The organism is Paenarthrobacter nitroguajacolicus (assembly GCF_031455195.1).
In the GTDB taxonomy this organism is placed as follows: Bacteria; Actinomycetota; Actinomycetes; order Actinomycetales; family Micrococcaceae; genus Arthrobacter; species Arthrobacter nitroguajacolicus_D.
In genome coordinates this window covers 772,903-784,677 of sequence record NZ_JAVDSH010000001.1, presented here as the reverse complement: position 1 = coordinate 784,677, position 11,775 = coordinate 772,903, and the positions used below count along the sequence as shown (strand labels likewise).

General features: G+C 58.2%; 14 protein-coding genes and 1 tRNA gene. 10 read left to right on the top strand and 5 right to left on the bottom strand.

Annotated features, from left to right (window positions below):
• Positions 1 to 23: 23 nt before the first annotated feature.
• Positions 24 to 629, bottom strand: a complete 606-nt coding sequence (locus J2Y68_RS03590; RefSeq protein WP_141282080.1) for an ANTAR domain-containing response regulator — start codon at positions 627 to 629, stop codon at positions 24 to 26.
• Positions 630 to 825: 196 nt separating this feature from the next.
• Here J2Y68_RS03590 and J2Y68_RS03585 point away from each other — a divergent pair.
• Positions 826 to 907 (top strand) — tRNA-Leu (locus J2Y68_RS03585).
• Positions 908 to 1,041: 134 nt separating this feature from the next.
• Positions 1,042 to 2,124 (top strand): tyrosine-type recombinase/integrase, encoded by a 1,083-nt coding sequence (locus tag J2Y68_RS03580; protein ID WP_309989777.1) that lies wholly within the window; start codon positions 1,042 to 1,044, stop codon positions 2,122 to 2,124.
• 21 nt (positions 2,125 to 2,145) lie between these two features.
• Here J2Y68_RS03580 and J2Y68_RS03575 read toward each other — a convergent pair whose 3' ends face one another.
• Positions 2,146 to 2,412 carry a hypothetical protein gene (locus J2Y68_RS03575; protein ID WP_309989774.1) on the bottom strand — a complete coding sequence of 89 codons (267 nt, stop codon included), beginning with the start codon at positions 2,410 to 2,412 and terminating at the stop codon, positions 2,146 to 2,148.
• A 656-nt stretch (positions 2,413 to 3,068) separates the two neighbouring features.
• Between J2Y68_RS03575 and J2Y68_RS03570 the strand changes: the two genes are divergently transcribed.
• The 5 genes from J2Y68_RS03570 to J2Y68_RS03550 all read left to right on the top strand — a co-directional run bounded on the left by J2Y68_RS03570 (position 3,069) and on the right by J2Y68_RS03550 (position 7,538).
• Entirely contained in the window at positions 3,069 to 4,178 is a 1,110-nt protein-coding gene (locus J2Y68_RS03570; RefSeq protein ID WP_309989772.1) for a hypothetical protein, read from the top strand.
• A gap of 223 nt (positions 4,179 to 4,401) precedes the next feature.
• Positions 4,402 to 4,893, top strand: coding sequence for a hypothetical protein (locus J2Y68_RS03565; protein WP_309989770.1), 492 nt, complete (start codon positions 4,402 to 4,404; stop codon positions 4,891 to 4,893).
• The gene (locus tag J2Y68_RS03560; protein WP_309989768.1) at positions 4,890 to 5,906 is read left to right on the top strand and encodes a hypothetical protein; all 1,017 of its coding nucleotides are present in this window, start codon (positions 4,890 to 4,892) and stop codon (positions 5,904 to 5,906) included. The genes J2Y68_RS03565 and J2Y68_RS03560 overlap by 4 nt, the downstream gene beginning before the upstream one ends.
• Positions 5,903 to 6,361 carry a hypothetical protein gene (locus J2Y68_RS03555; RefSeq protein ID WP_309989765.1) on the top strand — a complete coding sequence of 153 codons (459 nt, stop codon included), beginning with the start codon at positions 5,903 to 5,905 and terminating at the stop codon, positions 6,359 to 6,361. Before J2Y68_RS03560 ends, J2Y68_RS03555 begins: the two co-directional genes overlap by 4 nt.
• Before the next feature lie 298 nt (positions 6,362 to 6,659).
• Positions 6,660 to 7,538: an alpha/beta hydrolase family protein gene (locus tag J2Y68_RS03550; RefSeq protein ID WP_309989761.1), complete on the top strand. Its 879-nt coding sequence runs from the start codon at positions 6,660 to 6,662 to the stop codon at positions 7,536 to 7,538.
• Here J2Y68_RS03550 and J2Y68_RS22010 read toward each other — a convergent pair.
• Entirely contained in the window at positions 7,525 to 7,791 is a 267-nt protein-coding gene (locus J2Y68_RS22010; RefSeq protein ID WP_397334645.1) for an ArsR family transcriptional regulator, read from the bottom strand. The two genes, J2Y68_RS03550 and J2Y68_RS22010, sit on opposite strands and share 14 nt — an antisense overlap.
• A gap of 203 nt (positions 7,792 to 7,994) precedes the next feature.
• Here J2Y68_RS22010 and J2Y68_RS03545 point away from each other — a divergent pair, with 203 nt between their 5' ends.
• Positions 7,995 to 8,501 (top strand): hypothetical protein, encoded by a 507-nt coding sequence (locus J2Y68_RS03545; protein ID WP_309989759.1) that lies wholly within the window; start codon positions 7,995 to 7,997, stop codon positions 8,499 to 8,501.
• On the opposite strand, the gene J2Y68_RS03540 is transcribed toward J2Y68_RS03545, so the two are convergent.
• Positions 8,455 to 8,778, bottom strand: coding sequence for an ArsR/SmtB family transcription factor (locus J2Y68_RS03540; protein WP_091466822.1), 324 nt, complete (start codon positions 8,776 to 8,778; stop codon positions 8,455 to 8,457). The genes J2Y68_RS03545 and J2Y68_RS03540 overlap by 47 nt on opposite strands.
• 182 nt (positions 8,779 to 8,960) lie before the next feature.
• Here J2Y68_RS03540 and J2Y68_RS03535 point away from each other — a divergent pair, with 182 nt between their 5' ends.
• Positions 8,961 to 9,848 carry a sigma factor gene (locus J2Y68_RS03535; protein ID WP_309989748.1) on the top strand — a complete coding sequence of 296 codons (888 nt, stop codon included), beginning with the start codon at positions 8,961 to 8,963 and terminating at the stop codon, positions 9,846 to 9,848.
• A 424-nt stretch (positions 9,849 to 10,272) separates the two neighbouring features.
• On the opposite strand, the gene J2Y68_RS03530 is transcribed toward J2Y68_RS03535, so the two are convergent.
• Positions 10,273 to 10,446, bottom strand: coding sequence for a hypothetical protein (locus J2Y68_RS03530; protein WP_309989745.1), 174 nt, complete (start codon positions 10,444 to 10,446; stop codon positions 10,273 to 10,275).
• A gap of 473 nt (positions 10,447 to 10,919) precedes the next feature.
• On the opposite strand from J2Y68_RS03530, the gene J2Y68_RS03525 reads away from it, so the two are divergent.
• The gene (locus tag J2Y68_RS03525) at positions 10,920 to 11,720 is read left to right on the top strand and encodes a C40 family peptidase (RefSeq protein WP_309989743.1); all 801 of its coding nucleotides are present in this window, start codon (positions 10,920 to 10,922) and stop codon (positions 11,718 to 11,720) included.
• Positions 11,721 to 11,775: the final 55 nt, after the last annotated feature.

The following is an 11,775-nucleotide window of genomic DNA, read 5'->3' as shown; positions in this document are numbered from 1 at the left end:
TTGTTTTTGCCGCTGGTGTGGCGCTAGTTGACCTGGTTGATGATGGTTTCGGCAACCTCACGCATGCTGAGGCGACGGTCCATGGAGGTCTTCTGGATCCAACGGAAAGCTTCCGGCTCCGTCAGGCCCATCTTGGTGGTCAAGAGGCTCTTGGCGCGCTCTACAAGCTTGCGCGTGGCGAACTGCTCCTGGAGGTCGGAAACCTCGTTCTCGAGCGCCTTGATCTCCTCATGGCGGCTCAAGGCAATCTCGATGGCGGGGATGAGGTCCGCGGGGGAGAAGGGCTTGACGACATAGGCCATGGCACCGGCGTCGCGTGCGCGCTCCACCAGTTCCTTCTGGCTGAAAGCCGTCAGCAACACCACGGGAGCGATGCGTGCCTTGACGATCTTCTCGGCAGCCGAGATGCCGTCCATCACGGGCATCTTGACGTCCATGAGGACCAAGTCAGGCTTGAGCTCCTCAGCCAACTGCACGGCCTTCTCGCCGTTGTCTGCCTCGCCGACGACGTCGTACCCTTCGCCCTTCAGGATCTCGATAATGTCCAAGCGGATGAGGGTCTCATCCTCGGCTACGACAACGCGGCGGGCCGGCTGGCTTGTGGACGTGGACTCCGTCTGTTCGGTCACGGGATCTCCTTGAAAAGGTTCGGCGGGTTCATGTCCATCTTAGTGTGGACTCTTTGATGGCTGGTTTTTGTTGCATCAGCGCGCCCGGTTCTTTGAATCAGCCTATCTGCATGTATAGTAATTTCGCGTGCTGGGAAAGGATCGCGTTGCTCACAGAAGTGAGCAGTCAGCGGGATTTAACTTCCCGGTAATCCGCGCCCGAGTGGCGGAATTGGCAGACGCGCTGCACTCAAAATGCAGTATCGAAAGGTGTGTGGGTTCGAGTCCCACCTCGGGCACTGTATTGTCGCAGGTCAGGGGCCTATATGGCCCCTGACTGTTGACAAAACCCCCAAATCTGTTGACACGGAACTAGCATTTTTATGTGGCTAGTATCCGGAAACGCGTCAAAAAGGACGGCTCTTCGTCCTTCATGGTGGTCTGGCGCGACCCCAAGATCCGGAAGCAGCAGGGCATTACTGTCGACTCCGCGCATGAGGCTGAAACGCTCAAGCGGTTACTGGATGCGAACGGTCAGTCCTTCGAAATCGCGCAGCAGGCACTGCTGGACAACCGCGCGAATATACCCACGGTTGGGGAAGTAATTCAGGAGCACATCGACCTCCTGATCCGACCGTCCAGCGGGACCGTCAAGACGTATCAGACGATGCTTGATCTTCATGTGCAGAAGGTGATCGGGCACGTTCCCGTCGACAAGCTGGATTACCGGATGATTGCCTATTGGGTGAAGTCGATGATGGCCAAGGGCCGCTCACCGAAGACGATCAAGAACGTGCACGGGCTGATCTCTGCGTCGATGAATACCGCGGAGATGCTGGGTTACATCACGCGCAATCCTTGCCGGGGCGTGCAGCTGCCGAGCGTCGAGAAGGCCGAGGACGAAATGATGTTCCTCACCCATGCGGAGTTCGGCCTGATCATGGACGGCATGGGGGAGCGGTACCGGGACTTCACCAACTTCCTGGTCATGACGGGGACGCGATTCGGAGAGGCCACGGCGCTGACCGTTGCGGATATCGATTTGTTGGGCAAGCCGGCGACAGCCCGCATTAACAAGGCGTGGAAACGGGATGGGCAGAACCAGTTCTACATTGGACCGACAAAGACCGGCGCCGGCAAACGGAGCATAGGGTTGAATCCTGCCCTCGTGGAGCTGTTGATTCCCTTGGTGGTTGGTCGCCCGAGCAGCGACCTGCTTTTCACCACCCCCAAAGGGGAGCGGATCGTGCACAAGCTGTTCTGGCATCACTATTGGATGCCAGCGGTGAAAGCAGCCCAGGATCGCGGCCTGCGTAAGAATCCGCGCATTCACGACCTACGGCACACCCATGCCTCGTGGTTGATTCAGGACGGTGTGCCGCTCTTCACGATCTCGCGTCGGTTGGGGCACGCATCGACTCGGACGACTGAGGGCGTTTATGGGCACCTCATGCCGGAAGCGCTGCAGGCTGGGGCGGATGCCACGGAGCGGTCAGTATCGGCGTTCATGCGCTGACGCCGTTGCTTCTTGGGTGTCCTAGGAAGCCATCCGGTTGCGGGCTCTCGTCCCAATGAGCCGAGCGTTGGCGTTGCTTCGCTCACGGACGTCGGGTGCCGCGTGGGAGCTTGGCAATATCTCACTAATCCTGGCGATCTCTGCGATGTGCTCAGAGGTAAAGACGATTTTTCCTTTGCCCCAGCAGGCGTGAGGGAAGCGTCCCGCGGCAGCGCCGTCGCGCAGCCATCCCTCGCTGCATCGCATGAGTGCAGCAGCTTCGGCAGGTTCGAAGAATTCCAAGTCCATGGCGGTCCGATCTTGTAAGTCATTTGACGGTCCATGTCCGCAACTCCGAGGAAGGACATGATCGGATGATGTGACTCGGTGTGCTGATTTGTAACGTTCGCTGGAGGTCACAGGTGGCGCTCGGAGGTGTCTACGACTCGACTAGTGACGGTGAAGTGATTACATATGGAAGAGAGAACCCGAATGCTTAGCAATCTCTGAATTCCTTGCTGATGACGCGATCACTCGTTATCTATCCCTACTCGGTTCCAGCTACCTTGGAGGACAAATGGTCAAGAGCGTCCGATCTTTTCGTGACACCTGGCCGTCTGTGCTTGATTACACCGACCTAGGCCCGTTTGTCGCTTTCTTCGACGATTGGCCGGAGGACCCGCAGCCTCAACTTTAGGCGGAGCGGAGGACTGCAGGGATCGAACACCAATGTCCCAAGTTCATTCGCTCTGTCATGACGCACTCAGGTCGATAATTCTTCTCGACTTCAGCAACTGCGAACGGAACGCACAGACTCGACAAGTGCTTGGGTAGAGGTTATGGCTGTCTGGACCCGGGCGGCCCCTTCGACTTGGAGTCGAGTAGTCGGCCGCAGCCGTTCTTGCGTGCCACATGGGGGTGACGCCATTCGCGTCTTCCACCGCTGGACAACGTACGCTTGCCTCATGCAGGGTGCTCTTTATTTTCCTCACATCGGCGTCCCACGCAGTGCTTGGTGGACCAGGACGCTGCTGTATTGGGATTCAGTTGCCACGATCACTCCATCAAGCTTCCTTGACCAGCCGGCTCTCCATGATGACGTGACACGCGAACTAATACGTAATGAGTTGGTCTACCAGGTCTCGCCTCTTGAAGCAGGGGGCAACTTCCCAGACCATTTTGATTCGTTTCTGGGTTTGCAGGACCCAATCGAGTTGGAGAAACGACGGAATGCCTTCCGCATGGGCTCGATAACCAGGGTTCACATCGACAAAATGATGGTCTATGGACTCGGACTCAACTTACTGGTCACGCGGGGTCTAGCGAGGGAAGAAAATTCTCAATGGGTGTTGGTGGAAACTGCGACAGCTGCTGAGTTCATGGCTGCCCTTGCTATGAATCTATGTGAGAACGCAGGACCGACGGGATGGAGCCGAGGGGCTCTTCCGCAGCATGAACGCTGGGTTCCTGTCACAGATCAACCTGGAATGACCCAGGCACTTTTGTCTGGTTTGAAACCACTGGATCGTAGGGGAGAACCGGGCAACGTGCGTCTACGCGTGGAGGGTGAAGTGCAGATTGGTGAGGTCAGGTCCATAGTTTTGGAGCGTCTCCTCCCTGTCCCAGAGCAACCAATGGACGTGGACGACATCGTACGATTCCGTCGGCGCCACGGTGATCTTTTGCCTCGGTTCAGGCGTTCCATGGAACGTCGTGTGCAAGAAATAGCAGAGATTGAAGACCCGGTCAAAAGGCTTCGGGCCCAGGACGAACTGGGAGACGAGATCCGAGAGCTCACGGAGCAGATGGTCGAATATCTGCGAGAGGCTCGAGTTCAGCGCGTCGTTAAATCTCCGCTTGTGAGCCTCTTAAAACTCATTCCGGGAATGAAAGACACAATCGAGGTTGGCCAGGGCCTACTAAGTGCAAACCGCTCTGATGGGGTCGTTGGTGAGCCACTTGCATATCTGGCCTTCGCGAATGCGGTTTTTGCTCCGGTTCAACGATACGAGATAGATCCTTTGAGTGGGGAGCCTCTTCTGACCGCCATAACCACTCACGATAAGTGGTCCTGACGTCAGACCTGTGACGCAATCTGGTAGAAGTTGCACCACATGCCTGGACGAGCTTGAGATCTGGAACACTTCATCCAGATGGTAGAGATCGTTACGAACCAAAAGAGCTCTGGACATGTCCAGAGCGCGGGCGTTCAATGGACTTGAGGGTTCGAGTGCTCTGCTAGCAACATTCGCGTTGAGCCACCAACGAACTTAGGTTGACGCATCACTGGGGATGCACATGAACAACAACACATATCCCACAGGACAATCGCCTGCCGAACGCGCAGTGAGTGCCTTCGATTCTCTGACGCTTCCTACTCATTTGAACCTAGATAGCCTCGTCGAAGTCGTCGAGCGTCTTCGGCATCGTCCAATACAGATCGAACCTGCCGGGGCTCTGAATGGTGGGTCGATTTGCGGCCTGTGGCTCTCCACCGAAGACGTTGAGATTATCTTGCACGCAATCAGCCCTTCTGGACTTCATCGACAACAGTTCGTCCTGCACGAACTAGGGCACATGGTCTTGAGGCATGACGAACTTGTCGTGCCGGCCGACTACATAGGGGTCCTCTTCCCGAACCTTCCGGCGGGTCTGGTATCTCGTGTGTTGGCCAGAAGCAGCTTCACTGACGACTTGGAAGCCGCTGCGGAATCGCTGGCAGATCTCTTCGCTGCAGCAATCCGAAACAGTGCCAGGGAGCCGCGATCGTTCGAGAAGGTCTTCGAATGATCCAGACAGTCGCCGCAGCTATGATTTGGCTACTCGTCGTTTGCCTGTTGCCTGGGTTCAGGAGACGGCGCGATCACAGCGTGCTGACGGCCGCCATCACGATCGCAGTCGCACTGACGCTCAACATAGATCAGGTCTACTTGGGCTTTGATTCTGTCCTGGGCGGTCGTAACTTCGTGGACCTGTTGTCCAACATATCTATGGTCGTGGGCATCTACTTTCTCTCGATAGCTATCATCCGGGCGGCTAAACCGGACGAGAAGGTCGAGAAACGAGACACTGCTGGCTTAGTTCTCTTGGCCGCGGTAATTGTGGGCCTTGCAGCCAGCTTCAGCGCCGTCGTTACCGAAGGCAGTTCCACTCGTTTCATGGTGGATTACGGTGGGCAGTGGCCCGCTGCCCTCTACTCATCGATCCAGTTCGTTTACATCGGCTACGTGGTCAGCGTTACGGGTGTTACCTGTTTCCGATTTCGCGGCGACATGTTGAGGCCCTACTTCCGCATGGCATTTACGAGTATCGGGGTTGGTTGTAGTTTTGCCGTTCTCCTTGTGCTGCTTGTGCTGGCCATGGATGTTCTGCATTTGCAAGGACGCCTGGATGCTATGCGTGCGGTCTCGCCCATTTATGATGCGGCGGTCGTTGCCGCCATGACTTTCCTGTGCGTAGGTCTGGCCATCCCACCCGTGGCGCGTCGAATTCTCCGCCGTAAACGGTCCGCGACTGAGGCGGAGCTGGTTAGAGACCTAACGAAAATCTGGGAAAACACAACAAAGAAACGGCAAAACGTTCGACTCGTGCGAGACACCGAACTGATCAGCCATCAGGACCAGGCCCAAAGACTCCATAGGATGCTTGTTGAAGTGCAGGACGCACTGTTAGTAGAGCCCGGTTTAGGCAGCTCCTTGGACATCCACGACCTCAATGTCTTGAACGCAGCTGAGAACTACCTGGCGGGGCCGATCGTGCGCCAAGTTCCAGTTCGTCGACGGAAGGGGGAGCAGGCGATATGACGGATGATGCCAGTTCCCCCGAGACCCCACAGACCAGATTGGCACGAAAACTCAATCTCCTACTTGACCTCTACGAGGCCGAGGGATCGGAGGCATTGACCTACCCCGAGATCAATCGGCATATGAGTCAGCGTGGAACGCCGGTTTCCCGCTCCCGCTGGGCCTACATGCGCAGCGGGGACAGTTCGTTGGCGACCGATCCCGTGCTGCTTCGGAATCTTGCAGAGTTCTTTGGAGTGGACCGTGATTACCTCTTGGACGATGCTGGGGAGATACCAAAGCTTGTAGACACTCAGCTGGAACTTCTCCGTACCCTTCGTGAGTCACGTGTGCGGAACTTCGCCGCTCGTCAGTTGCAGGGGATTTCTTCGGAAACCCTGGTGAGGCTCCGCCAGGTGATTGACGAACGCAAGTGGGGCAAGGGGGTGGACGATGCCGACAGCGAAGAGTCGTAGAGCTCTAAAGGTTGGAGTTCTTGCTGCATCCGGGGCTTTGCTTGCAGGCGTCTCCGGTGCAGCATCCTTCGCTCGTCACGTCGTAGTGCCAAAATACAGCCGCCGTGAAGGTCTGGAAGTTCGGGCTTTGCACACCAACGGGGACGGATCCCTAGAGATCGAACTCCCCGCTACGGCACAAACGAGAGCGCCTGGACGATACAGCCTGTGGTTTGAGCAGGGGACGGGCCACGCATGCCTCGGGCCGGTCGTTGGCTCCCACCCTGACCGAAACTCAGTAGTCCGGGTAGTTGAGCGAGTGGACTCGGGGGACCTTGAACAAGCCAAGGCAGGTATCTGGAGTGGGTACGTCTACTCGAAACCGGAGCAGCTTGGTTTGCGGTACCAAGACGTTGAGATTCCAGTCGCCAACGGTGTCGCCCCAGCGTGGAGATTTGATCCGCCCGCTGGCGTCAATGTATCCGGCGGATGGGCCATCCACATCCATGGCATGGGCGGTAAAAGAGCCGGGACACTTCGCGGCATACCGGTCGCAAGACGCCTGGGCCTGAGGTCGCTGGTAGTCTCGTTCCGCAACGACGGCGACGCACCGCCGTCGCACGATGGCCGCTACAACCTCGGCCAAGGCGAGTGGCGCGACGTCGAGGCCGGCATCAACTATGCCATCTCAAATGGCGCCGAACGTATCGTCCTTTTTGGGTGGTCGCTCGGGGCTGCCATCGCCCTTCAAGCCGCGGCCCTGTCACAGGGTTCGTCACGAATAGCCGGGATGGTTCTCGACGCGCCAGTCTTCGACTGGCGAACGACCCTGGCTGCGAACGCCAAGACGGCGGGACTTCCTAGGCCACTTGTGCACTTGGGCTTCACTATTCTTCGGTCCAAACCCCTCCGGTGGGTGACCGGCCTTGCTGAGCCGATTTGTCTCGATTCCCTGGACTGGCTGGCGCGAGCAACTGAACTGGACAAACCGGTCCTCGTACTCCACGGAGAGAAAGACGACACAACGCCCTTCGAAGCATCCAGGAAAGCTGCCAGTCTGAGGCCGGACCTAGTCAGATTGGTGGAGTTTGAATCTGTGGGCCACTCTCTGGAGTGGAATGTCGACTCCGAAAAGTGGGAGCGATCGGTCGAGGAGTGGTTCTACGGGCTCCCGCTGGCTGGCTCTAGTCCTGAATAAGCGGGATCGCAGTCGTAGGAGGCATTTGCACTGAGTACTGGGCCGCTAGGTCAATGAGCTGACACTCGACGAATGAGGCTTGAGCGGAGTAACGCTCGTCGGCCAAAGCCTGAATGTAACCAGCCGCCTCAAGGACGAGGAGATGACGCCGAACCGTCGTCCGAGAAGCTTGAAGCGCTGATGCCAAGACGCCAGGGGTCGACGGCCCACTTCTGATGAGGAAGCGAAGAATCTGGCTCCGTGTGCGGTTCATCAAGATGGATGTCGACATTCAAACCACGGCTCAGGATTGTGGAGGATGCTGGGTGTAGACGGGTCTACAGCATCAGGATACGCCTCATGTAGGTGGTGTAAAAGATTCAACGTGCAGTTGATTGTCTAGTCTCGGTGGTCGCGGAATACTGATGGCAACGAGGCAGCATCTCAAATCAAACGAGGCCGTTGAAAGGGTGGAACATGTCGGCAAAAGACGCCAGCCGCAACGGCGAGTTGTCACCACAGGCGACCCTCGCCCGTCGGCTAAACCTGCTGCTCGACGTCGTTGTGGCCGAGAGGGGATCACCGGTCACTTTTAGGGAGGTTGAAGCCGGCCTCCAGGCTCGGGGCGTCAAGATCTCCAGGGCCAGATGGTTTTACATGAAGGACGGGACTGGACGCCTCGTCAGTGATCCGCAGCTGCTCGCCGCTATCTGCGAGATGTTCGACGTCAATCCCTCCTATTTGCTGAACGGCGTCGAAGGCGACGTTCCCGAACGGATCGACTCGCAGTTGGAGTTTGTGAAGTCTCTGAGGGCAGCCCGGGTGAAGTCATTCGCTGCTAGGACGCTCGGGGACGTCTCGCCGGAGACACTTCGCGCAATCTCCGAGTATCTGAACAAAGACATCGACTTGCACCCGAACGGGGAGCGTGCCGCGGCTACTCCTCCAAGACATACCGGAGATGGGCGTCCAGCAACTCCTTGATGCGGGCAGGATTCGCCGAGTAGCGAGGAGACCGGCCGTGGCGCCGTCCGGCCTCCACATCGACCTCAATGGCGCCGACCTGTTCAAGGGCTATGAGGTGTTTGGCGACGCTGGGTTCGCCGGCGCTGACCGCAGCGACGATGTCCCCCCTGGACGCTGGACCGTTTGCCGTCAGGAACCTCAGAATCTCATTCCGTGAGCGGTTCCCGAACGTCGCCACAGCGTCTTCAACGTCGGGCGACCAGGCGTCGTCGTGAGGCTGCGTGATCCGTGGCATGGCTTCATTCTTACTGAACAACATGCAAAAAGTAAGAACTTGGGTCTTGACGATACTTTAATTATCTTTGACAATAATTTAAAGAAGCTTGTGTTGTGGTCGGGATCGTTACTGCCACGTCGTGTCGCCCCGTCTGGTGACGCTGAAGATATTCGAATCCGTTAGTCGAAGCGGTGAGAGCCATGAGCCTGGAACACCTGGCGGGCAACGCTGAAATAGAGAACTCATCCCCGGTGGATACTTCGCTACTGAGTCCGGTGACACCGACCCTGCGAGTTTCCGTCGACCAAATGATGGGAGCGGTTGAAGGCGTGCGTCGCTACGTCATCTCGCACTTGGCTCGGATCGGCCGCTCGTGCGATGTGGACGATGTCCTGCAAGACATCAGGATGGCTGTCTGGGACGGGGTGGCACGCGGAAACTACCGGCAGGTCCCTGGAGTTCCGTTCGAGGCGTGGGTGCAAGGAGTCGCCGGGAATGTCTGCGCCGCGCACGTCCGCAGGGAACTCGGCCACAAGACGCTTCCGCTGCTTATTGATCCGGGGGAAGGTGAGAGTTCGGAGATACTTCGGCGGCTAACCGTGCTGGTCGTGTCCCGCGATTATGGGGATGCCGAGGAGATCATCGATCAAGAATGGGCACACATGGTGCTCGGGCTGACCCGTGCCGCGGTGTCGACTCCGGTTTGGCGCCTGGCAGTGGGCAGTCTTAGCGAGCCTCGACGGTATGCCCCTCCGTCGCCGCAAGACCGGCGCCGGTGGAATGCAGTCGCGGCGGTTCGGCAGACTGCAAAGACGATAAGCCAAGCGTTGGATGTAGAAGCTGTGCACGACATGCCTGGTCTGTGCCGGCACGCCGTTGCTTGTTTGCCGAGTCCGCTGCTGCGGGGAGTGGCCGAAGGGATCGTTTTGCCCGAACATCACGGCGTCGATCGACAAGCTGCTATAGCCGCGGTCGCCGAGAAGTTCAAAGTCACTGATCGGTATGTGGCAGTGCAAATTGGCACTGCTCGTCGTCTGTATCAGACGGCATGGCGAATCATCCGCAGTTCCATGACTTCGGCTGTATGAGTCACGTTGCTCATTGGCGAGCTGAGCATGAACAGGCTAGGAGGCAAGCATCGTGGAATCCCTTTGGCGCAGGCGAACAACTCGTCGGTGGGTGTTCGGCCTAGCACTGGCGGCCATCCTAGGCGCCCTCATTCTCGTCCTGGTGGCACCGCGGGAGTCCCCATCTACGAAAGGGGCGGGTGTCCCGTCGGCAGAGTCTTCGACGCCGCGGGATCTGCCGAGCATTTCCCCGACTACTATAGCGAAACCAACGAAGTCTGCTCCGCTCGCCAAGGTGCCGGCGTCCAATCCGCCGGTCACGGCCGACTATCGGGCGCTTGCTTCCGCGGCCGCCGTGGCAATCTATAGCTGGGACACCCGAAGTTCGTCCTATTCGGATGTGTACGCGCGAATTCGAGGTTGGTGGTTCGTCCTCCCTGACGGATCAAATCCGTTGGCCGTCCTGGTCCAGGAGTTTGAGGCAACGGGCATAAACGCAGGGTCCTTCGCTTCGCTTGCGGGCCAAGGTGCCTACAGGGCAGCGACGTTCGAATCCATGGCATGCGACGACGAGCTCGTAAAAGTTCGCGAACGCCCGGCTCCGTGGGTGGGGCTTCATGTCTGCACGGTTCGGCTCAAGGTCGTTGACCAGACAGTCAGTAGCACCAATTCATACACAGCGCCCGTCAGTGTCATGGCTAATTGCCCGCCGGCAGCGACCGCCCCGCCTGACCGATGCCAAATGGTCGGGTTCTATGCCTCGACCAGCCGGATCGTCTACTGATGCCGCATCCGGCTTTGGCGATGGCCCTAGTCAGACGCCGAACGATGGTAAGGGCTGCGACCGCCGTCGCCCTCGTCATCGTGCTCGCCCTGAGTGCTGTCTTCGGCGCCGGCGTTTTGGCCTTGACGGGTGACAAGCCGGAATCACCTGTCGGGTGTGTCTCAAGCAGCGGCGCTGTCACACAAAGCGTCCTCGAGAACGGTGGATCTCGTCCGGATGGTCAAGCCGTTGGACTCTCCGCGGGGCAGATTGCTGTGGCACAGGGGTATATTTCCGTCGGGAAGCAGCTTGGCGTTCCTCGGGAGGCGATGGTGATCGCCATTATGATGTCTCTCCAAGAGTCGACCCTCCGGATGCTGGCTAACGCGAATGTCCCTGCATCGTTTCAGTTTCCTCATGACGGGGTTGGGAATGACCACGACTCAGTAGGTTCGGCACAGCAGCGGCCGGCGGCTGGATGGGGAACCGTTGCACAGCTGATGGATCTTTCTTACAACGCACGGGCATTCTATGGAGGGCCATCTGGGCCGAATCAAGGCAGTCCGCGAGGCTTGCTGGATGTGCCAGGCTGGTCCAGAATGAGCAAGGGCCAGGCAGCCCAAGCTGTCCAGGTTTCGGCGTTTCCAGAGCTTTATGCTCGATGGGAATCACAGGCTACAGCCATCGTTGATCTGCTCCAGGTCGTCACCACAGTCCCGATGTGCAGTCCGGCGGAAAGCGCCGGGCCATATCCGGTCTCCGCCGAGGGCTTGTCTCAGATCCGCCAGGACATTTTGCGCGTTACCCGGGCAGGCTTGGGCGGTGCTTACGTCTGGGGTGGAACGGCATTTAAGGCCTGGGATTGCTCGGGATTCGTGCAGTGGATCTATCGGCAGGTTGGAATCGAACTTCCGCGAGTGGAACAGTGGCGGGTCGGGCGAATGACCGATAGTCCACAAGTCGGAGACCTTGTGGTTCAAAACCCGCAGGGCCCATACAACTGGGGGCACGTGGGCATTTATGCGGGCGACGGGATGATGTATAGCGCGCTCAATCCGTCGGCGGGGACACTGCTACATCCAATTGATTGGAATCCAGGTAGCGCCTATTTCGACCTCTTGGGGTCATAGGCGGCCGAGAATGTGGAGATTTGTGATGTTGTCACTGGCTCGGGGTCCAGGCTTA